General features: G+C 38.6%; 24 protein-coding genes and 1 other RNA gene. 22 read left to right on the top strand and 3 right to left on the bottom strand.

Annotated features, from left to right (window positions below):
• The first annotated feature begins 68 nt into the window (after positions 1-68).
• The 6 genes from ACYPXO_RS09075 (at position 69) to glmM (ending at position 7,248) form a co-directional block, all read left to right on the top strand.
• Entirely contained in the window at positions 69-1,697 is a 1,629-nt protein-coding gene (locus ACYPXO_RS09075) for an LCP family protein (protein WP_459640252.1), read from the top strand.
• Positions 1,698-1,790: 93 nt separating this feature from the next.
• Complete coding sequence (gene greA / locus ACYPXO_RS09070; protein WP_459640251.1) at positions 1,791-2,294, top strand: transcription elongation factor GreA; 504 nt, start codon at positions 1,791-1,793, stop codon at positions 2,292-2,294.
• A 123-nt stretch (positions 2,295-2,417) separates the two neighbouring features.
• Positions 2,418-3,131 (top strand): IMP cyclohydrolase, encoded by a 714-nt coding sequence (locus ACYPXO_RS09065; protein ID WP_459640250.1) that lies wholly within the window; start codon positions 2,418-2,420, stop codon positions 3,129-3,131.
• 11 nt (positions 3,132-3,142) lie between these two features.
• Positions 3,143-4,318 carry a phosphoribosylaminoimidazolecarboxamide formyltransferase gene (locus ACYPXO_RS09060; protein ID WP_459640249.1) on the top strand — a complete coding sequence of 392 codons (1,176 nt, stop codon included), beginning with the start codon at positions 3,143-3,145 and terminating at the stop codon, positions 4,316-4,318.
• A gap of 76 nt (positions 4,319-4,394) precedes the next feature.
• On the top strand, positions 4,395-5,771 hold the full coding sequence (gene pepV / locus ACYPXO_RS09055) for a dipeptidase PepV (RefSeq protein ID WP_459640248.1): 1,377 nt from the start codon (positions 4,395-4,397) through the stop codon (positions 5,769-5,771).
• Between the two features lie 130 nt (positions 5,772-5,901).
• Positions 5,902-7,248: a phosphoglucosamine mutase gene (glmM, locus tag ACYPXO_RS09050; protein ID WP_459640247.1), complete on the top strand. Its 1,347-nt coding sequence runs from the start codon at positions 5,902-5,904 to the stop codon at positions 7,246-7,248.
• A gap of 45 nt (positions 7,249-7,293) precedes the next feature.
• Here glmM and ACYPXO_RS09045 read toward each other — a convergent pair whose 3' ends face one another.
• Positions 7,294-8,136 carry a YitT family protein gene (locus ACYPXO_RS09045; protein ID WP_459640246.1) on the bottom strand — a complete coding sequence of 281 codons (843 nt, stop codon included), beginning with the start codon at positions 8,134-8,136 and terminating at the stop codon, positions 7,294-7,296.
• Between the two features lie 121 nt (positions 8,137-8,257).
• Between ACYPXO_RS09045 and eno the strand changes: the two genes are divergently transcribed.
• The 9 genes from eno (at position 8,258) to ACYPXO_RS09000 (ending at position 15,398) form a co-directional block, all read left to right on the top strand.
• Complete coding sequence (eno, locus tag ACYPXO_RS09040) at positions 8,258-9,553, top strand: phosphopyruvate hydratase (RefSeq protein WP_459640245.1); 1,296 nt, start codon at positions 8,258-8,260, stop codon at positions 9,551-9,553.
• 51 nt (positions 9,554-9,604) lie between these two features.
• Complete coding sequence (gene secG, locus ACYPXO_RS09035) at positions 9,605-9,847, top strand: preprotein translocase subunit SecG (protein ID WP_009461371.1); 243 nt, start codon at positions 9,605-9,607, stop codon at positions 9,845-9,847.
• Between the two features lie 78 nt (positions 9,848-9,925).
• Complete coding sequence (gene rnr, locus ACYPXO_RS09030; RefSeq protein WP_459640244.1) at positions 9,926-12,052, top strand: ribonuclease R; 2,127 nt, start codon at positions 9,926-9,928, stop codon at positions 12,050-12,052.
• 3 nt (positions 12,053-12,055) lie between these two features.
• Positions 12,056-12,523, top strand: a complete 468-nt coding sequence (smpB, locus tag ACYPXO_RS09025; protein ID WP_459640243.1) for an SsrA-binding protein SmpB — start codon at positions 12,056-12,058, stop codon at positions 12,521-12,523.
• An 8-nt stretch (positions 12,524-12,531) separates the two neighbouring features.
• Entirely contained in the window at positions 12,532-12,765 is a 234-nt protein-coding gene (locus ACYPXO_RS09020) for a hypothetical protein (protein ID WP_459640242.1), read from the top strand.
• Between the two features lie 72 nt (positions 12,766-12,837).
• Positions 12,838-13,184: a transfer-messenger RNA gene (ssrA, locus tag ACYPXO_RS09015) on the top strand.
• Between the two features lie 129 nt (positions 13,185-13,313).
• Positions 13,314-14,090: a shikimate kinase gene (locus tag ACYPXO_RS09010; RefSeq protein ID WP_459640241.1), complete on the top strand. Its 777-nt coding sequence runs from the start codon at positions 13,314-13,316 to the stop codon at positions 14,088-14,090.
• 61 nt (positions 14,091-14,151) lie between these two features.
• Positions 14,152-14,721, top strand: a complete 570-nt coding sequence (locus ACYPXO_RS09005) for a Maf family protein (protein WP_459640240.1) — start codon at positions 14,152-14,154, stop codon at positions 14,719-14,721.
• Positions 14,722-14,738: 17 nt separating this feature from the next.
• On the top strand, positions 14,739-15,398 hold the full coding sequence (locus tag ACYPXO_RS09000; protein ID WP_459640239.1) for an HAD family hydrolase: 660 nt from the start codon (positions 14,739-14,741) through the stop codon (positions 15,396-15,398).
• 47 nt (positions 15,399-15,445) lie between these two features.
• Here ACYPXO_RS09000 and ACYPXO_RS08995 read toward each other — a convergent pair whose 3' ends face one another.
• Both ACYPXO_RS08995 and ACYPXO_RS08990 read right to left on the bottom strand, forming a co-directional pair.
• Entirely contained in the window at positions 15,446-16,345 is a 900-nt protein-coding gene (locus tag ACYPXO_RS08995) for an NAD(P)-dependent oxidoreductase (protein ID WP_459640238.1), read from the bottom strand.
• Positions 16,346-16,349: 4 nt separating this feature from the next.
• Positions 16,350-17,210 (bottom strand): class I SAM-dependent methyltransferase, encoded by an 861-nt coding sequence (locus ACYPXO_RS08990; RefSeq protein WP_459640237.1) that lies wholly within the window; start codon positions 17,208-17,210, stop codon positions 16,350-16,352.
• Between the two features lie 178 nt (positions 17,211-17,388).
• On the opposite strand from ACYPXO_RS08990, the gene yedF reads away from it, so the two are divergent.
• The 7 genes from yedF (at position 17,389) to yedE (ending at position 25,713) form a co-directional block, all read left to right on the top strand.
• Positions 17,389-17,991 carry a sulfurtransferase-like selenium metabolism protein YedF gene (gene yedF, locus ACYPXO_RS08985; protein ID WP_459640236.1) on the top strand — a complete coding sequence of 201 codons (603 nt, stop codon included), beginning with the start codon at positions 17,389-17,391 and terminating at the stop codon, positions 17,989-17,991.
• Positions 17,992-18,016: 25 nt separating this feature from the next.
• Complete coding sequence (gene selD, locus ACYPXO_RS08980; RefSeq protein WP_459640235.1) at positions 18,017-19,057, top strand: selenide, water dikinase SelD; 1,041 nt, start codon at positions 18,017-18,019, stop codon at positions 19,055-19,057.
• A 12-nt stretch (positions 19,058-19,069) separates the two neighbouring features.
• Positions 19,070-20,482, top strand: a complete 1,413-nt coding sequence (gene selA, locus ACYPXO_RS08975) for an L-seryl-tRNA(Sec) selenium transferase (protein ID WP_459640234.1) — start codon at positions 19,070-19,072, stop codon at positions 20,480-20,482.
• A gap of 30 nt (positions 20,483-20,512) precedes the next feature.
• Entirely contained in the window at positions 20,513-22,426 is a 1,914-nt protein-coding gene (selB, locus tag ACYPXO_RS08970; protein WP_459640233.1) for a selenocysteine-specific translation elongation factor, read from the top strand.
• Positions 22,426-23,325, top strand: a complete 900-nt coding sequence (locus tag ACYPXO_RS08965; protein WP_459640232.1) for a selenium metabolism-associated LysR family transcriptional regulator — start codon at positions 22,426-22,428, stop codon at positions 23,323-23,325. Before selB ends, ACYPXO_RS08965 begins: the two co-directional genes overlap by 1 nt.
• 135 nt (positions 23,326-23,460) lie before the next feature.
• Complete coding sequence (locus ACYPXO_RS08960) at positions 23,461-24,600, top strand: aminotransferase class V-fold PLP-dependent enzyme (RefSeq protein WP_459640231.1); 1,140 nt, start codon at positions 23,461-23,463, stop codon at positions 24,598-24,600.
• Positions 24,601-24,615: 15 nt separating this feature from the next.
• On the top strand, positions 24,616-25,713 hold the full coding sequence (yedE, locus tag ACYPXO_RS08955; protein WP_459640230.1) for a YedE family putative selenium transporter: 1,098 nt from the start codon (positions 24,616-24,618) through the stop codon (positions 25,711-25,713).
• Positions 25,714-25,756 lie beyond the last annotated feature (43 nt).

Here is a 25,756-nt window from a genome sequence, read left to right as displayed (position 1 = left end):
AGTATTGTAGGGATGCGTAACTATTGATTAATAAGTAAATTCTTGAATTATGCAAGAAGGGAGTACAAATGGGAAAAAAGGGTATGAGTCCAAAGGAAAGACGGGAGTATGAGCGTCTTCAGGAACGAAAGAAAAAACAAATGGAAAAACGGTATGCAAAATCAATGGGCTGGGATAATCCGGCTAAATCGGTTTCGGAAAATGGGAGAGTTCCGAATCCGGAGAAAAAGCAGGAAAAGAAAGGGAGAAATATTTTTGGAAAAATATTACTTCTGTTGCAGTTGCTTGCCTCAGCCGGTTTTGTGGGAATGATGGTTTTATCAAATATTATGCCGCTTAAATATTTTATGGTGGTTATTCCGGTTTTGTTAGTGTTGTGGATTATCGGCTTGATTTCACAACTTAAACGAAAAAAGCGGGGGATTATCGGTAAGATTTATATTATTATTGTCACAATGTGTATCGTTGTAGGAGCATATGGGCTAGGTTTGATGACCGGAGCAATAGGTAAAATTACCGATGGTAATTCAAAAGTAGATACTATGGTTGTTGCTGTATTAGCAGACGATAAAGCGCAGGATATAGCAGATGCAAGCAATTATACTTTTGGTGTTCAGTATGAATTGGATAAGGCCGATATGAAAGATACGATTTCTCATATCAATGAGGAATTAGGAGTGAAGATAAAAACAAAAGAATACAAAAATGTAAGCGAACAGGCTAAGGCATTACATAACGGTGAAGTGAAAGCGATTATTTATAATGAAGGCTATAAGGAAATCTTGGAAAATGAATTTCATGGTTATTCAGATAAAGTGAGAATTATCTATCATTATAATATTAAAACAAAGTTGGATGATATTTCTTCTGATGTAAAAGTAAAGACAGAACCGTTCAGTGTATATGTAAGTGGAATTGATGTCTATGGCGGAATTGAGAAAAACAGCCGAAGTGATGTGAATATTATTGCAACAGTGAATCCAAAGACAAAGCAGATTTTACTTGTGACAACTCCGAGAGATTATTATGTGGAAATTCCGGGAATTTCTAGAGGAAGGAAAGATAAATTAACTCATGCGGGAATTTATGGTGTAGATGCTTCTATCAAAACATTGAGTGAATTGTATGATACGGAAATTCCGTTTTATGCAAGGGTAAATTTCAGTTCACTTATTTCCATTGTAGATGAGTTAGGCGGAGTTGAGGTTATGTCCGATTATGCGTTTAGAACGGGAAAAGAGTCAGGTGCGGTTGTGAGAGTTTCAAAGGGACTGAACAATTTTAACGGTAAGGAAGCATTAGCATTTTCAAGAGAAAGACATAATCTTCCGGATGGAGATAACCAACGAGGAAAAAACCAGCAGGCAGTTTTGACGGCAATGATTAAGAAAATGTTATCACCGACAATGCTTTTGAAAGCGAATTCCATTATTAGTAAAGTGAGTGACGGTGTAGAAACAAATATGTCACAGGGACAATTACAGGCTTTAATCAGAATGCAGTTAAATCAAGGCGGAGCATGGAATATTAAGTCAGTGGCGGCAGAAGGAACAGGGGATAAGCAGAGATGCTATTCATCAGGAGCGACAAGGTTATATGTATGTCAGCCGGACGAGGAGTCTGTTGCGGAGATAAAAGAGTTAATTAATCAGGTGAAAAACGGCGAAATCTTACAGGATGCCGAAACAACAGAATAAATAAACGAAAACTGGTGGGAACAAGAATATTCTCATCAGTTTTTCATACATAAGGAGTTTATCGTTTTTTGAAATAAGAAAGGGAGCAGCAAAATGTATAATCAGTTGACAGAAGAAGACATCAGGAAAATGGAAGAGGAAATAGAGTATCGTAGACTCGTTGTGCGAAAAGAAGCGTTGGAGGCGGTGAAAGAAGCGAGGGCACATGGTGATTTGAGTGAGAATTTTGAGTATCATGCAGCAAAAAAAGATAAAAATAAAAATGAAAGCAGAATACGTTATTTACAAAGGATGATTAGAACGGCGCGGATTGTTGAAGATGATGCGGAAGAAGACGAAGTAGGAATCAATAAAGAGGTTGAAGTGTATTTTGAAGACGATGGCGAATATGAAACATTTAAAGTTGTCACAACTGTACGGGGAAATTCTATTGATAACCGTATCAGTACAGAATCTCCAATTGGAAAAGCACTTATGGGACATAAGGCGGGAGATAGAGTGTTTGTCAAAGTAAATGAAAATGCAGGGTATTATGTGGTAATTAAATCTGTTCAGAAATTAGAGGATGGAGATGATATTGAAATCCGACAGTTTTAATGGAATTATTAATTTGCATTATAAAAACTTATTAGTAAAATCTACTAGTAAACAGACTGTGTTGTAGGCTATAATAAAAGCAGGGATTAACCATAGCAATCAGTAAGAAAAAGGAGAATATTCATGGAAATGTTATCAATTGAAAAAGAATTACAAGGAAATGCTTATCCGGGACGCGGGATTATCATCGGAAAAACTCCGGACGGCAAGAAAGCGGTAACGGCATACTTCATTATGGGAAGAAGTGAAAATAGTAGAAATCGTGTATTCGTAGAAGAGGGAAGAGGAATTCGCACACAAGCATTTGATCCTTCCAAATTAACAGATCCAAGTTTAATTATCTATGCACCGGTAAGAGTGTTGGGCAATAAGACAATCGTAACAAACGGTGACCAGACAGATACAATTTATGAGGGAATGGACAAACAACTGACTTTTGAACAGTCACTCAGATGCAGAGAGTTTGAACCGGATGCGCCAAACTACACACCTCGTATTTCAGGTGTATTACATATTGAAAACGGAAACTATAGTTACGCAATGTCTATCTTAAAGAGCGACAATGGAAATCCTGAGGCTTGCAACCGTTACACATTCGCATATGAGAATGCAATTGCAGGAGAAGGACACTTCATTCATACATATAAATGTGACGGAAATCCACTTCCAAGTTTTGAGGGAGAGCCAAAAAGAATTGGTATTTTGGACGATATGGAACAGTTTACAGAGATGTTATGGAACAGTTTAAATGAAGAGAATAAAGTATCTTTATTCGTGCGTTATATTGATATTGAAACAGGAAAAGAAGAAACGAAGATTGTAAATAAAAATAAATAGGAGAGGAACAAATGAAAGAATTAGAATTAAAATATGGTTGTAACCCAAATCAGAAACCTTCAAGAATTTATATGGGGGAAGGAGAACTTCCTATTAAAGTATTATGCGGAAAACCGGGGTACATTAACTTTTTGGACGCCTTCAACGGCTGGCAGTTAGTAAAAGAACTGAAAAAAGCTACAGGACTTCCGGCAGCAACTTCTTTCAAACACGTTTCACCTGCCGGAGCAGGAGTAGGCCTTCCTCTTGATGATACATTAGCAAAAATTTACTGGGTAGACGATATGGGCGAGTTATCTCCGCTTGCCTGTGCATATGCGAGAGCGAGAGGTGCAGACAGAATGTCTTCTTTTGGAGATTTTATTTCGCTTTCAGATGTATGTGATGTTGCTACTGCAAAATTAATTAAACGTGAAGTTTCAGACGGTGTAATTGCTCCGGGATATGAACCGGAAGCATTGGAATTATTAATGCAAAAGAAAAAAGGAAATTATGCGATTATTGAGATTGATCCGACATATGAACCAAATCCGATTGAGCATAAAGAAGTGTTCGGAATTACATTTGAACAGGGAAGAAATGAACTTGTCATTGATGATGAATTATTATCAAATGTAGTTACAGACAATAAAGAAATACCGGAACAGGCGAAAATTGACTTGGCAATTGCATTGATTACATTAAAATATACACAGTCAAATTCAGTATGTTATGCAAAAGACGGACAGGCAATTGGAATCGGTGCAGGACAGCAGTCACGTATTCATTGTACACGTCTTGCAGGACAGAAGGCAGATAATTGGTGGTTACGTCAATCTCCACAAGTTTTAGGTTTACAGTTTGTAGACAAAATCGGAAGAGCAGACAGAGATAATGCAATTGACCTTTACATTGGTGATGAATATGAAGATGTATTAGCAGAAGGTACATGGCAGAATATTTTTAAAGTGAAACCGGAAGTATTTACAAGAGAAGAAAAACGAGCATGGTTAGATAAAATGACAGATGTTGCATTGGGATCAGATGCGTTCTTCCCATTTGGCGACAATATTGAAAGAGCACATAAGAGTGGTGTTAAATATATTGCACAGCCGGGTGGTTCGGTTCGTGATGACAATGTAATTGAAACTTGCAATAAATATAATATGGCAATGGCATTTACGGGAATCCGTTTATTCCATCACTAATCAGCGATAGAACACTCATAAATTCGAGAAGAATTTATGGGTGTTTTTTGAAAGAAAATGATATAAGGAGAAAATTATGGAAATGGGAAAAGTGTTAGAAAATACTGTGGAAAGAATTGTGGAGGATATAATAAAAATATGCTCTATCAACAGTGTAGAAGATGAATTGAAAGAAGGAATGCCTTTTGGAGAAGGACCGGCGAAAGCACTTCAGTGTGCGTTAGAGTTAGGTGAAAATATTGGATTTACAAGTGAAAACTTTGATAATTATGCGGGACATATTGATTTTGGTGAAGGTGAAGAAACATTAGGAATTCTCTGCCATGCTGATGTTGTTCCGTGTGGAGAAGGTTGGATATGCGATCCGTACAAGCCACAAATTATTGACGGACGTCTATATGGCCGTGGAGTATTGGATAATAAAGGACCTATGATTGTTTGTCTTCATGCAATGCGTATTTTAAAGGAAATGAATATTCCTTTGAAAAAGAAAGTACGTTTGATTATTGGCACAAATGAGGAAACAAATTGGAAGTGTATGGAATACTACTTTGGGAAAAAGAAAGCAGAACCACCTCAGATTGCATTTACTCCGGATGCAGATTTCCCGTTGAAATATGCAGAAAAAGGATTATTACAGTATTGTCTGAAAATGAAAATTACGGATGAAATTGTTCTTCATGGAGGAAATGCAGTTAATTCCGTTCCCGAAAAGGCAAGTGTGCGTTTAGATGTAAAATATTTGTCTGAGATTGAAAGAAAAAAAGAAGAATGGACGGCAAAAAGTGGTTGCATATATGAAACAAGAGAAGAAAATGGAAATATTGTCCTGACATCTTTAGGAAGAGCGGCTCATGGTGCATGGGTAGAAAACGGTATAAATGCCATTACAGGTTTGATGCTTGCTGTAGATGCGTTAAAGGTAGAAGGTGATTTGGAACGAATTGCTTCACTTTATATGAAATATATCGGCTTAAATTTACACGGAGAAAACTTGGGGTTATGTTTTTCGGATGAAGAATCAGGTATGCTGTCGTTTAATGTTGGAACTGTAGAAGTTAAGGATGATGAAGTGAGATTTTCTGTGGATAATCGTGTTCCGGTCACATACAAATGTGGAGAAGTAACAGCACAGTTGGAGAAGGCACTGGAAGGAACGGGAATGGAAGTGGAAATGCTAGACTGCATAGAAGGAATACATATTGACAAAGACAGTTTTTTGGTACAGACACTTATGCAAGTGTATAGAGATGTTACAGGGGATATGAAAGCCGAGCCGGAAGTGGACGGAGGATGTACATATGCCCGTACGATGCCGAATTGCGTTGCTTTTGGAGCGTTACTTCCTGAGCAGGAAAATGTGATGCATGAGAAAAATGAGTATTTAGAAGTGAGCAAAATCGAAACATGGCTTAAAATATATTTGGAAGCGATTTATCGCTTAGCAAAATAAATGACGTTCATCTCCATTTTTAATCTTTTTTGAAAAAAATCTTGTATATTTCCGAGAAGAAGTATATAATATGATAATGTAAAAATTGTGCAAAAAAATAGGACAATAATACAAAGAAGGAGAATTAATAATGGGAAAATATTTTGGGACAGATGGTTTTAGAGGGGAAGCAAATGTTGTATTAACAGTGGAACACGCTTTTAAAGTGGGACGTTTTTTAGGTTGGTATTACGGACAGGAGCATAAGGCAAAAGTAGTAATCGGGAAAGATACGAGAAGAAGCAGTTATATGTTTGAAGATGCACTTTCGGCAGGGTTGACTTCATCAGGAGCAGATGTTTATCTTCTTCATGTTACGACAACACCGAGTGTTTCTTATGTAACAAGAACAGAAGATTTTGATTGTGGAATTATGATTTCTGCCAGTCATAATATATTTTATGACAATGGAATTAAAGTTATCAATGGAAAAGGACATAAATTAGAAACAGAAGTGGAAGAGAAAGTGGAGGCTTATATAGATGGAACTTTTGGTGAACTTCCATTGGCGACAAGAGAAAATATAGGGCGCACAGTTGATTATTCTGCGGGAAGAAACAGATATATCGGACATTTGATTGCAATGGCAACTCGTTCATTCAAAGATAAAAGAGTAGGGCTTGATTGCTCTAACGGAAGCGCTTCATCAATCGCTAAAAGTGTTTTTGACGCACTTGGAGCAAAGACTTACGTTATTAACAGTGAACCGGATGGAACGAACATCAACAGAGAATGCGGCTCAACTCATATGGAAATATTACAGGAATTTGTAAAAGAGAAGCAGTTAGACGTAGGATTTGCCTATGACGGTGATGCAGACAGATGTCTTGCGGTAGATGAAAACGGAAAAGTTGTGGATGGGGATTTGATTTTATACGTTTGTGGAAAATATTTAAAAGAGCAGGGACGTTTAAATAACGATACCATTGTCACAACGATTATGTCTAATATTGGTTTATATAAGGCTTGTGATAAGGCTGGAATTAAGTATGAAAAGACTGCTGTAGGTGATAAATATGTTTACGAAAATATGGTGCAGAATAATCTTTCGCTTGGCGGAGAACAGTCAGGACATATTATTTTCAGTAAATATGCTACGACAGGTGATGGAATTTTAACCTCACTTTTACTTATGGAAGTTATGTTAGAGAAAAAAGAAACACTTGGAAGGCTGACGGAGGAAGTGAAAATTTATCCGCAGTTATTGAAAAACGTAAAAGTTTCCGATAAGAAAACGGCGAGAGAAAATCCGGCGGTTGTCCGTGAAGTAGAAAAGGTAACGGAAGCATTAGGAAGTGACGGGCGTATTCTTGTAAGAGAAAGTGGAACAGAACCGGTTATTCGTGTTATGGTGGAAGCTGCTACACATGAGTTGTGTGAAGAGTATGTAAATCAAGTGATTGATGTGATGGAAAATGAGGAACTGATTATAGAATAATGTGATATATAAACAAGGAAAGTACAATTTGTACTTTCCTTGTTTTTATACATAATGAAATCCCTTACCGATAATCTCACTCGTATTAGAAATCAGAATAAATGCCCCCGGCTCCTGTTGTTTGATAAAGTTTCTTAATTTTACTGCCTGTGACCTGTTCAGTGCGGTGAAGATAATATAGCGGTCATCTCCGGAAAAAGCACCTTTTGCAAGACAAGTTGTTGCGCTTCGATTTAATTCGTGAACGATAAAATCACAAATCGGTTCAGGGTCACTACACACAACATTGAAATATTTACTCAAGTTCATACTTTCAATTACGTTGTCAATCATCAGTGAACGAACTGCAAGTCCGAGAACGGAATAAAGCCCTGTCTTAATGTCGAAAACAAAGAATCCAAGTAAAGTGATGACAATATCACTTAACAGAAGAGCATTTCCGATATTGAAACTTGTATATTTCTTTACAATCATGGCAAGAATATCGGTTCCTCCGCTGGATGCTCCCATATTGAACAGTGCTGCTGATGCGATTGCGGGAAGTGCAATGGCAAAAATCAATTCCAACATAGGCTGGTCTGTCATTGGTTTTGTCATTGGGAAAAGTCTTTCTAAAGCAGACAATGCTACTGAAAGAAGGATGCTACAGTAGGCAGTCATAATACCGAAATCTTTTCCTAAAATAAGAAAACCGATTAACAGAAGTACCATGTTCATAATGAAAGTGAAATCACCGGCGGTCATAAATCCGGTTTTTGCAACGAGAACTGCAAGACCTGTAATTCCGCCGAAAGTGAAGTTATTTGAGAATTTGAAAAAATAAATTCCCACTGCCATTAAAAGAATACTTCCGGTTAGTAAAAAGAAAGATTTTAATTTTGTTTTCATTTGTATACCCCTCGATGTTTAGTTTCATTTCCTTTTAAAATTGTAACGCTCTGAATATGAATTGTCAACGAATTAGAACATATATCTTGGTAATAATATGATACAGAAGGAGGAAAATATCATGTATAAAAATTTACCAATTCAAGATATATACGCACGAGAAATCTTAGATTCAAGAGGAAATCCAACAATTGAGGTGGAAGTTCTTGTGGGGGAAAATATTGTGGGAAGAGCATCTGTGCCTTCTGGGGCATCCACGGGAAAATATGAAGCGGTGGAACTTCGCGATGGAGATGAGAGATATAATGGACTAGGGGTGGCTAGGGCGGTTCATCATGTCAATGATGCGATTGCACGTGAAATTATAGGAATAAATGTCTTTGAACAGGAGAAAATAGACGGTATTCTTCTGAAAATAGATAGAACAGAAAATAAATCCAATTTAGGAGCAAATGCCATGCTGGGAGTTTCACTTGCAGTGGCAAAGACAGCGGCGAAAGCACTTGATATTCCGCTTTACAGATATTTGGGCGGAGTAAACGCTGATACAGTGCCGATTCCGATGATGAACATTTTAAATGGCGGACGCCACGCAGATAACTCTATAGATATTCAGGAATTTATGATTATGCCGGTAGGGGCAAAATGTTTTAGGGAAGCGCTGCGGATAGGAGCGGAGGTTTATCATCGACTGAAAGGAATTTTAAAGGAAGAAAAGAAGAAAACAGCTGTGGGGGATGAAGGAGGTTTTGCACCTGAACTTTCAAATGCAAAAGAAGCGTTATTTTTCATTGTGCAGGCAATAGAAACAGCGGGATATAAGGCGGGAAAGGATGTTGTGCTTGCGTTAGATGTGGCGGCATCCGAATTATATAATAAGGAAGAGAATAAATATGTGTTTGCCGGAGAGGGAAAAGAATATTCGACGGAAGAAATGATTGATTATTATGAGGAACTTTTGGCGGAATTTCCTATTGTATCTATAGAAGACCCGCTTGATGAGGAAGACTGGGAAGGTTGGGAGTTGCTTACGACAAGACTTGGTCAGGATATTCAACTTGTGGGAGATGATTTGTTTGTCACAAATACGAACAGGTTGGAGAGAGGTATAAGGCAACACGTTGCCAACTCTATTTTGATTAAAGTAAATCAGATTGGAACGCTTACGGAGGCGATAAAAGCGGTGGAAATGGCAAAAAATGCAGGTTACAAAGCAGTTATTTCTCACCGCTCAGGCGAAACGGAAGACAGCGTAATAGCGGATATTGCGGTTGGATTAAATGCCGGACAGATTAAGACGGGAGCGCCATGTCGCTCAGAGCGGACGGCAAAATATAATCAACTTTTAAGAATTGAAGAAGAATTGGCAGAAACGGCAAAATATAGGAATGTTTTTAAAGAAAATCTTGCCATTTGACAGTGTTTATGATACACTAATCCTAGTGTTATCCGTAGGAGGTGTATTTGAATGGAAATTTTAAAAATGGTAATTACAATTTTATTTGCAATAGACTGTATCGCATTGACAGCAATCGTACTACTTCAGGAAGGTAAATCAGCAGGGCTTGGAACAATCAGCGGTGCTGCCGATACTTACTGGGGACAGAATAAAGGACGTTCTATGGAAGGTGCTTTAGTGAAATCTACAAAGTTCTTAGCAATTTTATTTGTTGTATTAGCAGCAGTTTTGAACTTAAAAGTATTTGCATAATGTATGATGAAAGAAAGTGGAACACTCTATTAGGTAGGGTGTTCCTTTTATGTTGCAAAGAAGAAAGGAAGTGAAAAGGTGAACGAGATTTTTGAGAAAAGAAAAAAGATGATATATGATTTTATCTGTGATGAGTTTTATGTTCCGATGAAGATAAAAGAATTTGCCATTCTTCTGCAAGTTCCCAAAGAAGAGAGAGGGGAACTGAAAAAGATTTTGGATGCTCTTGAAACGGAAGGGAAAGTCAGAGTTTCTAAGAAGGGTAAATATGTAAAAGGCGAAGCGAAAAGTCTTATCGGAACGTATCAGGCACATCAGCGTGGTTTTGGATTTGTTACGATTGAAGGCGAAGATGAAGATATATTTATTTCAGAGGACGATATTAACGGAGCGTTTCACGGAGATAATGTGGAAGTCATAATTAAGGCGGCACCGGAAGGAAAACGCAGAGAGGGAAAGATTACGAAAATTTTATCGCACGGGACGACACAACTGGTCGGATATTTTCAGCGAAATAAAAATTTTGGTTTTGTTATACCCGATAATGCAAAATTTTCACAGGATGTATTTGTACCGCTTGAACGCTCGAAAGGTGCGGTAACCGGCCATAAAGTTGTAGTGGAACTGACATCTTACGGCAGGGAAGGGAAAAAACCGGAAGGAAAAATTATGGAAATTATCGGTCATATCAATGAACCGGGAACGGACATTATGTCGATTGTGAAAGCGTTTGATTTGCCTGTAGAATTTCCGGAGAAAGTGATGAATCAGGCAGAACGTGTAGGAGATAAAATTATTCCTGCAGATATGGCCGGTAGAATGGATCTTCGCAATTGGGATATGGTGACGATTGACGGAGAGGACGCAAAAGACTTGGACGATGCTATTTCCATAAGAAGACAGGAAGACAATTATTTACTCGGGGTGCATATTGCAGATGTGGCAAACTATGTGCAGGAAAAAAGTGCATTGGACAGAGAAGCGTATAAGCGTGGAACTAGTGTATATCTGGCAGACAGGGTCATACCAATGTTGCCGCACGCACTTTCAAACGGTATTTGTTCCTTAAATGAAGGTAAGGACAGACTTGCGCTCAGTTGTATTATGACGATTACCCCGAAGGGCGAGGTGATTGACCATAAAATAGCGGAAACGGTAATCTGTGTTAATAGACGAATGAGTTACACGAGCGTGAAAAAGATTTTGGAAGATAATGACGAACAGGAAATTGAGAAATATAAAGAATTTTATCCCATGTTTAAATTGATGGAGGAATTGGCAGGTATTTTGCGTGGAAAACGTAAAAAACGAGGTTCGATTGACTTTGATTTTCCCGAAACAAAAATGATACTTGATGAAAACGGTAAACCATTGGAACTAAAACCGTATGATAGAAATGTGGCGACAAAGATTATTGAGGACTTTATGCTGATTGCCAATGAAACAGTGGCGGAAGACTATTTTTGGCAGGAAATACCGTTTGTATATCGTACGCATGAAACACCGGATGAAGAGAAAATTAAAAAATTGGCAATTTTTATTAATAATTTTGGGCATTCACTCCATATTGCAAACAATGCGGTAAGACCGAAAGAAGTTCAGAAACTCCTGACGAAAGTAGAGGGAACAGCGGAAGAAATGTTAATCAGCAGATTAGCATTACGCTCTATGAAACAGGCAAAATATACTCCGGACAATACCGGGCATTTTGGACTTGCAGCGCCGTATTATTGCCATTTTACTTCGCCAATCAGACGTTATCCGGATTTACAAATCCACCGCATTATCAAAGAAAATATACGGGGACGCATGAATGTAAACCGTAGGGAGCATTACGAAGGAATTTTGCCGGAAGTAGCAAAACATTCCAGCGAAATGGAAAGACGGGCGGAAGAGGCGGAACGTGAAACAGTAAAACTGAAAAAGGCGGAATATATGGAAGACCATATAGGAGAAGTTTTTGAAGGTGTTATTTCAAGCATAACAAAATGGGGAATGTATGTTGAACTTTCCAATACGATAGAAGGGCTTGTTCATGTGACAAATATGTGTGATGACCATTATAATTATTACGAAGAGAGATATGAGATGGTGGGCGAGCATACAAATAAAGTATATAAACTCGGACAAACCGTAAATGTTCGTGTGTTGGATGTAGACAAGTTACAGAGAACAATTGATTTTGAACTTGCAGAAGGAGAGTAGATTATGGCAAAGACAGAGGGAAAACTAATTGCAAATAATAAAAAAGCGTATCACGATTATTTTATTTTAGACACATACGAGGCAGGAATTTCTCTTCACGGAACGGAAGTAAAATCACTCCGTATGGGAAAATGCAGTATCAAAGAATCTTTTATCCGTATTGAAAATGGAGAAATGTTTATTTATGGAATGCATATCAGTCCGTATGAAAAAGGAAATATTTTTAATAAAGATCCTCTTCGCGTAAAGAAACTTCTTCTACACAAGTCTGAAATTAATAAAATGCTTGGTAAGACAAAAGAAAAGGGAATGGCAATCGTTCCCTTGAGAGTTTATTTTAAAGGAAGTCTGGTAAAAGTGGAAATCGGACTTGCGAGAGGTAAGAAGTTATATGATAAACGCGATGATATTGCAAAAAAAGATCAAAAGAGAGAGGCACAGAGAGAATTTAAAATTCGCAATCTGGGATAGGAGGAAATATGGTACCTACAACAAAAGAGGCGTTGAGTAAATTAGTGACGGAAACGACAGTGGAAATTTATGAGGAACTGACTCCTCAGTTAATTCAACTGATTGATCAGACAAAACATAATGACAAATTAACCGAGGCACAAAAGCAGGACGAGATTTCTCTGCATATGATGGGATATGTGAAGTCATGCACAAATGAAATTATGATAGAAGTTTTGGCGGAAATTCTCGGTTTGGACTAGGCAGTGCCTTGACAAGTGAAAAGTGCTACACTATAATGTATCTGTATTAAACCAAATAAGTACTGACATTCAGGGCTTGTACTGGTTTCGACGGGGGTTCTGAAGTTTGGGAAGCCATCTGCGGTGCGGAACCGCACAACAATCCGCAAATTAAAATTAAACGCAGACGAAAATTTAGCGTACGCTGCCTAGTGGCAGCAGTCGGTCTTAAGTCGCTCACTGCTTAAGGAACCGGCTTCGACGAGGTGAGGTACTTCGTTTCCAAAGCTTTGAGGGAATGGAAGAATTGATGAAGCTACTGAAACTGACAGTTCGTCATCAGACGGTCAGCGGAGGGAATATTAAAATGATGACTGTGATGGGAGATGCCTGAATGGACGGGCTTTCGGACAGGGGTTCGATTCCCCTCAGGTCCATTTTTAGCAAAGGGATGAAAATAGAGAGTTTTTGCTCTCTATTTTTTTGTTGCAGAATATTCAAGAGTTTTGTATACTCTGTATATAATTAAATAACTACAATTTCCATGAAAGAGGAAAGGAAAGAAAAGTATGAATGATTTGGAATTATACAGAGAACAACTTGCATTGTGTGATGAGAAAATAATTGAAGATTTGACAGAAAGAAGTAATATTTTTGAAAAAATGCTGGAATATAAAGAAGAACACGGAATGCTTATTTTACAGCCGATGCAGAGAGAAAAGAGAATGAAAAGGCTGGAGGAGAAGTTAGAAGGCAATCCATATAAAGAGGAAATTATGGATGTATTTTCATGTATTGCATGGAACTGGAAACGCATTCAGGGAAAGAAACTTTTTCCTCATAATATTGTCCTGATAGGCTTTATGGGAACGGGAAAAACAACATTGGCAAAATATATGGGTGAGAGATTTGCCATGGATGTGGTGGAGATGGATAAGGAGATTGAAAAACGTTCGGGAATGTCTGTGGAAGATATATTTTCAACATACGGTGAAGAATATTTTCGTCAAATGGAAACAGAACTTCTCGAAGAATTGCAAGTAAAAGACCATATCGTTATTTCCTGCGGAGGAGGAGTTGTACTTCGTGAAGAGAATGTTGAAAAGTTGAAAAAACAGGGGAAGGTTGTTCTTCTTACTGCATCACCGGAAGAAATTTTGCAGAGAGTACAGGAAAATGAAGAACGTCCATTGTTGAAAGGAAAGAAAAACAAAGAGTGGATTTGCCAAATGTTAGAAGAACGGTCTGACAAGTATGAAATGGCTGCAGATGTTACAGTGAATACCGATAAGAAAACAGTTCTTCAGATTTGTGAAGAAATGATTCAAAAATTAGAAGAAAGATAAGAGATTGGAAACACCTGCTATGCGGGTGTTTTTTGTACATACATATGAGGAGGAAAAGGAATTGAAAAAGATTATTTTGGCATCGGCTTCTCCAAGAAGAAAAGAGATTTTGGAACAGATAGGGATGCAGTTTGAGATTTTGGTGAGCGATAAAGAGGAAATTTATGAGAGTAGCAGACCGGAGGAAATTGTAAAAGAACTGTCACTTTTAAAGGCAGATCATGTTTCGGAGATGGTAGAGAAAAAAGACATCATCGTTATAGGAGCAGATACTATCGTTGCCCATGAAGGTAAGGTGCTTGGAAAACCGAAAAACAGGGTGGAGGCTTTTGAAATGATTAAAAGCATACAAGGAAAAGTGCATAAAGTTTATACGGGAGTTGCCATTTTGTGTTATGATGAAAGTGGTAATAAGAAAACGATAAATGATGCGGTGGAAACAAAAGTGTTTGTTTATCCGATGAGTGAAAAAGAAATAAATAATTATCTGGATACGGGCGAATATATGGACAAGGCAGGAGCATATGCCATTCAGGGACAGTTTGCACCATTTATAGAGAAAATCGAAGGAGATTATTATAATGTAGTCGGATTGCCGGTTTCTTACATTTATCAGGCGATAAAATCATAAAGAAGGAGGGTGGGTGTATGTTAAAAGCACTATTATTTGATATGGACGGATTGATTTTTGATTCCGAAAAGGTTGTGCAGCGTTCATGGAATATGGCAGGAAATATTTTGGGATATGGAAATATCGGCGACCATATTTATAATACACTTGGCATGAATGCAAAGAGTAGAGGCGAATATTTTAAGGGTGTATTTGGTGAAGATTTTCCGAATGAAAAATTTAGAGATTTGGCGAGAGAAAATTTTTATGGTATTGTGGAAAGGGAAGGTCTGACAGTTAAGACGGGTGCGAGAGAATTAATTCATTATGCAAAACAGTTAGGTTATCATATGGCTGTAGTCACTTCATCAAGAAGACCATATGTTGAGGAGATGTTCAAAAAGGCAGGACTGTATGAATATTTTGACGTATTTGTATGTGGGGATATGGTGACGAAATCAAAGCCGGATCCGGAAATTTATGAGAAAGCCTGTAGATTTTTAGGAGTAAGACCGGAATATTGCGTTGCTTTTGAAGATGCACCTGCGGGGGTAGAATCTGCCACGGCTGCGGGAGTGGACGTTATTATGGTTCCGGATTTAGTTCAGCCGGACAGCGAAACGCGTTATAAGGCATGGAGAGTGATTGGTACGCTGGATGAGGCGATTGATATATTGAGAAGAGAAGCGAGGGAATAAAAAAGAGGAGAAACTATTTAAAGGTTTCTCCTCTTTTGCATATGTATTTATTGTTGTAAATATTGTTCCATATTATCGAGAACTTTTTGATTTAATCTTTCTACAGCCTGTCTTGTCATTCCTGCTGATTGTTTGGCACAGTGGACGTTTGGAAGAGAGAGGAAATCAGTATTTCCCACTGCCATAAGAGTATCGCAGTAATAGTGATTTTCAGAGTGAGAAAGCCATTTTTCCATTGCATTCACATCAAACGAAGGACTAAGTGCCGTGTTGAAAATAATTTTGTGATTGCCCAGAATCTCCAATTCTTCTTCATAAAGAAGGGTAACGTTTTTACTCAGGCAACAGCAGATAATATCACATTCTTTGAGAAGGGGGTGCAAATCTTTGTAGACAATACCACTTTCTTCTATACTTTCTTTTCTTGTGCGACTGTAATAAGAAACGCATGAACCGAAGAAACGGAGAGCGTTTGCCACAATCTGACCTGTTGTTCCCATACCGAGTACACCAACTTTTAGGTCTGTCAGTTCGGCGGGCTCATCAAAAAATGATTTTTTGCCGTGAAATCCATGCAATACTTCTACTAATTCACCTACTACATATTCGGCAACTCCGTTGTCACCGTAATCACGTATACCTGTTACTGTAATGCCGTGTTCTCGTGCGTATCGGATATCCACACTTGCACTTTCTTCAGAGTAAAGGCTACAGCACATTCCGATATATTTTAGATTTGGGCAGGCAGATAAAATTTCTTCCGTAATAGAAGTAGTGTAACTGACTAAAAGGCAGTCAGCATCACCGATACGTCTAATCACTTCTTCTGCTGAGGAAGGAATATCGTTAAATAAAATAAGTTCCTCACAATGTGTACGGAATTTTTCTTCTCCGAAAGGGAGCATATTGACAGGTTCAATTGCTACAATTTTTCTGAATTTTTTCATTTTCTTACTTCCTTTCCCAACGACCTGACGCACCGCAAGGGAGAACAAGCCCATTGCTTGAAACCGGAAGTCCGATTTCCTGTGCTTCTACAAATCCGTTAAATTTTTTCAATTCTGTTGCAAGCATATAAGTGAGAACAGAAGGTGCAAGCCCTGTTGTATATGAATTAATTAGGAAGAAAAGAGGATCGTCGGATAAAATCTGTGTACAGAGTTTTATTAATGGGTGAATGGCGTCCTCGATTTTCCATATTTCTCCTTTAGGTCCTCTCCCGTAAGAAGGGGGATCCATAATAATGGCATCATAGTGATTACCTCGTCGGATTTCTCTCTCGACAAATTTGACGCAGTCATCTACAAGCCAGCGGATAGGTGCATCTTTAAGTCCTGAGGAAACAGCGTTTTCCTTTGCCCAAGTAACCATACCTTTTGAAGCGTCCACATGAGTAACACTTGCTCCCGCACTTGCTGCCGCTAGTGTAGCGCCTCCTGTATAAGCAAATAGATTTAACACTTTAATCGGACGTCCTGCATTGCGGATTTTTTCTGAGAACCAGTCCCAGTTTGTCGCCTGTTCAGGAAAAAGTCCGGTATGCTTGAAACTAAATGGTTTCAGGTTGAATGTCAAATCTTTATAGTGAATCTGCCATTGTTCAGGTAAATCAAAAAATTCCCATTCGCCACCGCCTTTCTTGCTGCGGTGATAATGACCGTTCATTTTTCTCCAGCCTTTATTTGTCTTAGGGGTATCCCATATAACCTGCGGATCAGGTCTGACAAGGATATAATCCCCCCAACGTTCCAGTTTTTCTCCATTGGAGGAGTCTATTACTTCATAATCTTTCCAGCCGTCTGCTATCCACATAATATTAAAATCCTTTCGTATCAATTTCATTTCATATAAAGTTATTATATCAAGAATTAAAAGGGAAGTATAGATATTTTTAGGTTTACCTTTTTAAATGGGAGTGATAAAATAATTCTATGGGTGAAGAATGAAAAAAGAGGGACATTCTTAAGAAATAAGGAAAGGTGATATAGGAATGATAAAAGTAAATGCAATGGGCGATAATTGTCCGATTCCGGTAATTAAAACAAAAAAGGCAATGCAGGAAGTGACAGGACCGGAAGTAATCGAAGTATCTGTTGATAATGAAGTTGCTGTACAGAATGTAACGAAAATGGCATCTTCAGCAGGAGGCGTGGTTACTTCTGAGAAGGTTGCCGAGAAGGAATATAAAATAACAATCGAAATGAACGGAGCAATTAAAGAAGAAATAGAAGAAACATACTGTGATACAAAGAAAGAAGATAATACAGTTATTGTTGTTTCCTCAGACCGTATGGGAAGCGGTAATGATGAACTTGGAAAAGTGCTTATTAAAGGATTTATTTTTGCGGTGACACAGTTAGAAACACTTCCGAAAACAATGTTGTTCTATAATGGAGGAGCTACACTTACGGCAGAAGGTTCGGATTGCCTTGATGATTTGAAACATCTTGCAGAGCAGGGAGTAGAAATCTTAACTTGTGGAACTTGTCTGAATTATTATAATTTAACAGATAAGTTGGCAGTTGGTTCTGTGACAAATATGTACACAATCGTAGAAAAAATGGCAGGGGCAGCAAAAATTGTGCAGCCATAGCAATAAAGGGGAAAGGAGAAGGCAGATGAATTCAAACATGAAATTAACACAGATGACAAAGACAGCAGGGTGAGCCGCTAAAATAGGTCCGGAGACCCTTGCTCAAGTTTTGGGTAAGTTACCTAAGTTTCACGATGACAATTTATTGGTAGGAATTGAAACTTCCGATGATGCAGCTATCTACAAAGTAACAGACGACATCGCACTCATTCAGACGGTCGACTTCTTCACCCCGATAGTAGATGACCCTTATATGTTTGGACAGATTGCGGCAGCAAATTCTTTGAGTGATGTGTATGCCATGGGAGGAGAACCAAAGATTGCGTTGAACATTGTCGGGTTCCCGAATTGTCTGGATCCGTCAGTGCTTGGAGAAATATTGGCGGGTGGCGCCGATAAGGTGAAAGAGGCAGGAGCGGTCTTAGTTGGAGGACATTCCGTGCAGGACGATGAGCCTAAATATGGCTTATGCGTGTCCGGCTTTGTACATCCTGATAAAATCTTCAAAAATTACGGTTGTAAACCGGGAGATGTTCTTATTTTGACAAAACAGATTGGAAATGGAATTGTCAACACGGCAATCAAAGCGGAGATGGCTTCGGAGAGAGCCATTAAGGAAGTTACGGTTGCGATGGCATCTTTAAATAAAAAAGCAAAAGAAGTTGTGGAAAACCATCAGGTCAATGCGTGTACGGATATTACAGGCTTTGGACTTTTGGGACATTGTGTGGAAATGGCGGTTGCAAGTGATGTGACCTTTGAACTTCATGTAAAAGATATTGCCTATTTTGAAGATGCGATTTCTTATGCAAAAATGGGACTTGTTCCGGCAGGAGCATATAAGAATAGAGGATATTCAGGAAAACAGGTGGATATGTCACAGGTGGAGGAACATTATGTGGATTTATTGTATGACCCACAGACGTCAGGAGGACTTTTGATTAGTGTTCCGCCGGAAGAAGTGGAAAATATCATGAAAGAATTTGAAGAAAAGAAAATGGATACGAAAGTATCGATTATAGGAAAGGTAGTAGAAAAAGACGAAAAACTCATTCGTCTTCGTTAGCAGGAAAAAATAATGAACAAAAATCTTTTATATCGCAATATACCTAAGGTGGATATTCTTTTAGAAAATGAAAAGTTACAGGAACTGATTGCAGTTTATGGGAGAGAAACAGTTGTGGAAACAATTCGGGAGGAATTGGAAACACTTCGGGAATACATCAAAGAATGTGAAGAGGAAGAAAAGGCGTTTGCAAGGATAGCTTCTCTTGTAGCAGACATAGAGAAAAAGGTTATTCGCATAAATACACCGGATATAAAAAGTGTTATTAACGGTACGGGAACAATTTTACATACTAATTTGGGGCGTGCCCCAATTAGTCCGAAGCATATGCAGTATGTGGCAGAGATTGCAACAGGGTACTCTAATTTGGAATACAATTTAGAAGAGGGAAAACGTGGAGAACGTTATTCTCATTTTGAAAAACTGTTATGTAAAATTACAGGCGCTGAGGCTGCAATGGCGGTAAACAATAATGCTGCTGCGGTTATGCTTATTTTGAATACGCTCGGAAAAGGAAAAGAGATTATCGTATCACGAGGAGAACTTGTGGAAATTGGCGGAAAATTTCGTGTTCCGGATGTGATGGAGCAAAGCGGCGCATCTCTTGTGGAAGTAGGAACGACAAACAAGACACATTTTGCAGACTATGAACAGGCAATTACCGAAGAAACAGGTGCTTTATTGAAAGTACATACAAGTAACTACCGTATTGTAGGATTTACGGATACGGTTTCTATAGAAGAACTCGTTCCGCTTGGAGAGAAATATCATCTTCCTGTTATAGAAGATTTGGGAAGCGGAGTACTTATTGATTTGAGTAAATATGGTTTAACCTATGAGCCGACTGTGCAGGATTCAATTCGTCACGGTGCAGATATTGTCTGTTTTAGCGGTGATAAATTGTTCGGCGGGGCTCAGGCGGGAATCATTGTCGGAAAGAAAGAATACATTGACAAAATGAAGAAAAATCAGATGACAAGAGCGCTTCGTATTGATAAATTTACGGCGACGACTTTGGATGTGATTTTGCATGAATATCTGTCAGAAGAAAGGGCAATTAACAATATTCCTACATTGCATATGATTACGGAATCATTGGAAGATGTGACAAAAAGAGCGAAATCATTGCAGAGAATGTTAAAACAGATGAAGCCGGAAGCGGAAATTATGCTGGAAAAATGCGAATCTCAGATTGGTGGAGGGTCACTTCCTCTTGAGCGTATTGAGAGTATGGCGGTTACGATAAAACCAACTTGCATTACAACCGCAGAATTGGAAGAAAGAATGCGTCATCTTCCTATTCCGATTATTCCGCGTACAATGAACGATAAGATTATATTGGACGTTCGTACAATCGAACAGAGATTTTTCAAGACAATCGTGCAGGAGTTAAAAGAATCACATATTTTTGAAGAGAAAGCCTGATGGCAGGGCGATAGGAAAGGCTATACGGATATGAAAAATATCATTATTGGAACAGCAGGTCATATAGACCATGGGAAGACAACGCTGATAAAGGCTCTCACAGGGAGAAATACAGACCGTTGGGAAGAGGAACAGCGAAGAGGAATTACCATTGACTTGGGATTTACTTATTTTGATTTAAAAAGCGGTGACAGAGTTGGAATCATTGACGTTCCGGGACATGAAAAGTTTATCAATAATATGGTGGCAGGTGTTGTTGGAATGGATTTGGTTATGCTTGTAGTGGCGGCAGATGAAGGAATTATGCCACAGACAAGAGAACATATGGATATTCTGGGGGAATTAGGCATCGAAAAGAGTATACTTGTATTGAATAAATGCGATTTAGTTGATGAGGAATGGCTTGAACTTGTAGAGGAGGAAATTCAGGAGGAACTTGAAGGGACTTTTCTTGAAAATGCTCCTGTTGTAAAAGTTTCGGCGGCAACAGGACAAGGCATTCCGGAGTTAATTGAAACGATAGAACAATTGACGGCAGATGAGGTTGTGGAAAAAGATATACATACCATTCCGCGACTACCGGTTGACCGAGTGTTTACATTGTCGGGATTTGGAACAATTATTACAGGAACACTTCTTGCAGGGACAATTTGCAAGGAAGATACTTTGCAGATGTATCCGATAGGGAAAGAATGTAAAATCAGAAGCATTCAGGTACATGGAGAAAATGTAGATAAATGTTATGCGGGACAGCGTGTGGCAATCAATATTTCCAACATGAAAAAAAGTGAAATACACAGAGGGTGTGTTCTTGCACCGCCCAATAATATGAAAAATACGATGCTTTTAGATGTGAAGATGAATATACTTCCGTCCTCCATGCGTATTTTGACAAATCATACGCGACTGCATTTATTTACGGGAACAAGTGAGATCTTATGCCGTGCGGTACTGCTTGATAAGGAAGAAATCGGTCCGGGAGAAAGCGGGTATGTGCAATTACGTCTGGAAGAAGAAATTGCTCTTAGAAGAGGGGATAAATTTATTGTCCGTTTTTATTCTCCTATGGAAACAATTGGCGGAGGCGTTGTGCTTGAGCCGAACCCGACAAAGAAAAAACGTTTTAATGCAGATACAATCGAGGAATTGAAACGAAAAGAATTGGGTTCGTCAGAAGATATAATTGAAATGCATATCAAAAACAGCAAGGACAGTATGCTTACTGTGGCGGAATTGGCGAAGATAACAGCATTATCTTTGGATGAAGTAAAACAGGATGTGGATGCTTTAGAAGAAAAAGGAATTATCAAAGTTTTCCATATGAAGAAAGACAGTTATACATGGCACAGAGATAATGACAAGATGTTGCAGGAGGAAATGATAAAAACTTTGCAGATATATCACGAAAAACATCTGTACCGATACGGAATGCAAAAGGCGGAAATACATATGACTTTCATGAGAAAGGTAAAACCAAATGTATTTGATTTATATATGGAAAGTCTTGTGGGGGAAGGCGTGATGAAGAGAAGAAATGAATTTTTAAGTCTTCCACAGCACGAAATCGTAAAAGACCGGATATATCAGCAAGTGGAAAGCAAACTACTCACCACATTTGAAAAAGCGGGGCTTGATTTTCCGAAAGTTTCGGAAATAGATTTTGGGACAGTGCCGTTTGAAGTGGTGGAAGATATTCTTTTACTCCTTATGGAAGAGAAAAAGATTATCAAACTGGGCGAAGAACTTTATACGTTGACTTCTTATATAGAAAAATCAAAAGAGATTATTTGTTCTATGTTAAAAGAAAAAGATTTGATTACCATGGCGGAAATTCGCGATGCTTTGGAAACAAGCAGGAAGAACGCTAAGTTAATTGTAGAATATATGGACAGCATTAAAATAACGAAGAGGAATGGGACAGAAAGCGAAAGGGTAGCATACTAATGAATTTAAAACAGTTAGAGGCGTTTGTATATGTCGCAGAAAAGAAAAGTTTTTCTAAGGCAGCGAAAGAATTATTTTTGACACAGCCGACAATAAGCGCACACATTTCTTCATTGGAGAAGGAATTGAATGCCCGTCTGTTTGTGCGAAATACAAAGGAAGTAAATCTTTCGGACGAGGGGAAAAGACTTTATGAATGTGCAAAAAAAATGGTAGAATTGGAAAGGGAGATTGAGGAAACGTTTTTCCGTGAGGAAGAGGATAAAACTTGCATTACAATCTCTGCGTCGACAATACCGGCACAGTATTTACTGCCAAAAATATTAGCAAAATTCAGTGACAAATATCCTGAGGAACAGTTCAAAATAAAAGAAACAGACAGTGCACAGGTAGTGGAACAAGTAGTAAATCGTCAGACAGACATCGGATTTACAGGTACAATGTTAGATAGAAAACACTGTGTATATCTGCCGTTTTATGAAGATGAATTGATAGTTATTACACCAAATCAGGAAAGATTTAGAAATTTACGGAAAAACGACAATCATGCTGAATGGATTCAAAAAGAACCGATGATTATGAGAGAAGAGGGGTCGGGGACTAGAAAAGAGGCAGAAAAACAATTAAAAAGAAAAGGTGTCAGCGTTGAAGCCTTAAATATTGTTGCCAGCATTGAAAATCAGGAAACAATTAAGCGTTCTGTAGAAAATGGAATGGGCATTTCCATTATTTCAAAACTGGCGGCAAAACGTGAGATAGAAAACGGAAAACTGTTAGGTTTTCCGTTGGCAGAAGAAGAAAGTGTCCGAAATATTTATATGGTATACAATAAGGATATTAGATTATCTCATGTAACTGAGAAATTTATCAAAATGGTAAAAGAAATTTACAATTATTAAAAGGGAAAGTGGTGTGTTTATAGAAAAAACCTATAAACACACTGCTTTTATTATGGTTTTCAATTAGACGGGGATAAATAGCAGGGGTATAATAAAAGCAATGATATAAGAACAGAAGACGAGAGGAAAACGGGCATGATATATATGGATAATGCGGCGACGACCATGCATAAGCCGAAGGAAGTCATGGATGCTGTTGTGCAGGCGATGAATTCTATGGGAAATGCAGGGCGGGGTGCACACAGTGCTTCTTTGGATGCTTCGCGAACGATTTATGGGACGAGAGATATTTTGGCGAAGTTCTTCGGTGCAGAGAGTGCGAAACAGATTGTATTTACAAATAATTCCACGGAAAGTTTGAATATTGCAATAAAAGGTCTGTTGCAACTGGGAGATCATGTGATTGCAACCGAAATGGAACATAATTCAGTGTTAAGACCTTTATATGAGATGGAAGAAAAGGGGGTAGAACTGACTATACTTCCGGCAGATAGGACAGGAATGGTTTGTTATGAAGATTTTGAAACGGCTATTCGTCCGAATACGAAAGCAATTGTCTGTACTCACGCATCTAATCTGACGGGAAATATGCTGGATATAAAAAGAATTGGAACAGTAGCCAAGGAACATGGTTTGAAATTTATCGTAGACGCTTCTCAGACAGCAGGAGTTTATCCGATAGACGTACAGGAAATGAAAATTGATATTCTCTGCTTTACGGGGCATAAAGGACTTTTAGGACCGCAGGGAACGGGAGGAATGTATGTCAGAACCGGTCTTGCATTAAGACCGCTTAAATGTGGTGGAAGCGGAGTAGATACATATAATAAACATCATCCGGAGGAGATGCCTACAGCGTTAGAGGCGGGCACTTTAAATGGACACGGAATAGCCGGATTAGGAGCGGGTGTATCCTATATACAGAAAAAGGGCATGGAAGCGATTCGGGAGAAAGAACTTGAATATATGTGGAAGTTTTATTATGGAGTAAAAGATATACCGAACGTGAACGTGTATGGTGATTTTGAAACGAAAAAGCGTTGTCCGATAGTGACGCTTAATATTGGGGATTATGATTCTTCTGAAGTTAGTGATGAACTGCTTATGACATACAATATTTCTACAAGACCGGGAGCACATTGCGCGCCGCTTATGCATAAAGCGCTCGGAACTGTGGAACAGGGTGCGGTCAGATTCAGTTTTTCTCATTACAATACAGAGGAAGAAATTGCAATTGCGATTCAGGCAATTGAAGAATTAGCACAGGAAGAGTAGCGAGGAGGAAAGAAAATGAATTTATCAGATTCAAAAGTCAAATTAGGCATTGCCGGCGTTATCTGCGGAATTGTAGCAGTTGCATTGGCAATGACGGGAAATCCGGGGAACATGGCAATTTGTATCGCCTGTTTTATCCGCGACACAGCGGGAGCATTGGGAATGCATCAGGCGGCAGTTGTGCAGTATGTAAGACCGGAAATTATCGGTATCGTATTGGGAGCATTTATTATTTCCGTAGTAACGAAAGAATACCGTTCTACAGCAGGATCATCACCTATGATTAGATTTGTACTTGGTATGATGATTATGATTGGTTCTTTGTTGTTCTTAGGATGCCCGCTTCGTATGGTAATCCGTATGGCAGCAGGAGATTTGAATGCTTATGTGGCATTAATCGGATTTGGCGGAGGTATTGTTACAGGTTCGATAGCGTTGAAAAAAGGTTTTAGTTTAGGAAGAGCACATGAAACAAACAAAACAAGCGGAGTAGTTCTTCCACTTCTTATGGTAGGGCTTTTAGTGCTTGTTGCTATCGGTTCTCCGTTACTTATCAACAGTAAAATGGGACCGGGAAGTATGCATGCACCGATTTGGATTGCTTTAATCGGAGGTCTTGTGTTTGGAGCATTTGCTCAGAAATCAAGAATGTGTTTTGCGGGAAGTATTCGTGATATTTTCCTAATGAAGAATTTTGATTTATTTACAGTGATTGCCGGATTGTTTGGCGTTATGCTTATCTACAATGTGGCAACAGGAAACTTTGCATTTAGTTTCACTGGAAATCCTGTAGCACATTCACAGCACTTATGGAATATTCTTGGAATGTATATCGTAGGATTTGCGGCAACACTTGCCGGAGGATGTCCTCTTCGTCAACTTGTTTTGGCAGGACAGGGTTCTTCGGATGCAGCGGTTACCGTGGCAGGACTTTTTGTAGGAGCAGCGCTTTGCCATAACTTAAAACTTGCGTCAGCAGCGGCAGCGCCTGCAACAAAAGAAGCGGCAGCAGTTATCGGAGGACCATCTATAGAAGGTAAAGTAGCGGCGGTTATCTGTATTGTATTATTGTTTGCTATTGCATTTGTAGGAAACAAAAGAAAAACACGCTAGAAATAAGAATAAAAATATGATACTCTAGGAAAGAAGGAAAAAA

The sequence above is a fragment of the Faecalimonas canis genome, from assembly GCF_054601575.1.
This window is presented reverse-complemented; position numbering and strand designations above follow the sequence as displayed.

What these genes read in the sequence shown, in the direction of transcription:
- ACYPXO_RS09065 (WP_459640250.1), top strand. Translation starts at nt 2,418, where the DNA reads ATGGAAATGTTATCAATTGAAAAAGAATTACAAGGAAATGCTTATCCG.
- ACYPXO_RS09020 (WP_459640242.1), top strand. Translation starts at nt 12,532, where the DNA reads ATGGTACCTACAACAAAAGAGGCGTTGAGTAAATTAGTGACGGAAACG.
- ACYPXO_RS08960 (WP_459640231.1), top strand. Translation starts at nt 23,461, where the DNA reads ATGATATATATGGATAATGCGGCGACGACCATGCATAAGCCGAAGGAA.
- ACYPXO_RS09010 (WP_459640241.1), top strand. Translation starts at nt 13,314, where the DNA reads ATGAATGATTTGGAATTATACAGAGAACAACTTGCATTGTGTGATGAG.
- greA (WP_459640251.1), top strand. Translation starts at nt 1,791, where the DNA reads ATGTATAATCAGTTGACAGAAGAAGACATCAGGAAAATGGAAGAGGAA.
- pepV (WP_459640248.1), top strand. Translation starts at nt 4,395, where the DNA reads ATGGAAATGGGAAAAGTGTTAGAAAATACTGTGGAAAGAATTGTGGAG.
- secG (WP_009461371.1), top strand. Translation starts at nt 9,605, where the DNA reads ATGGAAATTTTAAAAATGGTAATTACAATTTTATTTGCAATAGACTGT.
- ACYPXO_RS09075 (WP_459640252.1), top strand. Translation starts at nt 69, where the DNA reads ATGGGAAAAAAGGGTATGAGTCCAAAGGAAAGACGGGAGTATGAGCGT.
- ACYPXO_RS09045 (WP_459640246.1), bottom strand. Translation starts at nt 8,136, where the DNA reads ATGAAAACAAAATTAAAATCTTTCTTTTTACTAACCGGAAGTATTCTT.
- ACYPXO_RS08990 (WP_459640237.1), bottom strand. Translation starts at nt 17,210, where the DNA reads ATGTGGATAGCAGACGGCTGGAAAGATTATGAAGTAATAGACTCCTCC.
- ACYPXO_RS09000 (WP_459640239.1), top strand. Translation starts at nt 14,739, where the DNA reads ATGTTAAAAGCACTATTATTTGATATGGACGGATTGATTTTTGATTCC.
- yedE (WP_459640230.1), top strand. Translation starts at nt 24,616, where the DNA reads ATGAATTTATCAGATTCAAAAGTCAAATTAGGCATTGCCGGCGTTATC.
- selB (WP_459640233.1), top strand. Translation starts at nt 20,513, where the DNA reads ATGAAAAATATCATTATTGGAACAGCAGGTCATATAGACCATGGGAAG.
- ACYPXO_RS09060 (WP_459640249.1), top strand. Translation starts at nt 3,143, where the DNA reads ATGAAAGAATTAGAATTAAAATATGGTTGTAACCCAAATCAGAAACCT.
- glmM (WP_459640247.1), top strand. Translation starts at nt 5,902, where the DNA reads ATGGGAAAATATTTTGGGACAGATGGTTTTAGAGGGGAAGCAAATGTT.
- yedF (WP_459640236.1), top strand. Translation starts at nt 17,389, where the DNA reads ATGATAAAAGTAAATGCAATGGGCGATAATTGTCCGATTCCGGTAATT.
- eno (WP_459640245.1), top strand. Translation starts at nt 8,258, where the DNA reads ATGTATAAAAATTTACCAATTCAAGATATATACGCACGAGAAATCTTA.
- ACYPXO_RS08965 (WP_459640232.1), top strand. Translation starts at nt 22,426, where the DNA reads ATGAATTTAAAACAGTTAGAGGCGTTTGTATATGTCGCAGAAAAGAAA.
- smpB (WP_459640243.1), top strand. Translation starts at nt 12,056, where the DNA reads ATGGCAAAGACAGAGGGAAAACTAATTGCAAATAATAAAAAAGCGTAT.
- selA (WP_459640234.1), top strand. Translation starts at nt 19,070, where the DNA reads ATGAACAAAAATCTTTTATATCGCAATATACCTAAGGTGGATATTCTT.
- ACYPXO_RS08995 (WP_459640238.1), bottom strand. Translation starts at nt 16,345, where the DNA reads ATGAAAAAATTCAGAAAAATTGTAGCAATTGAACCTGTCAATATGCTC.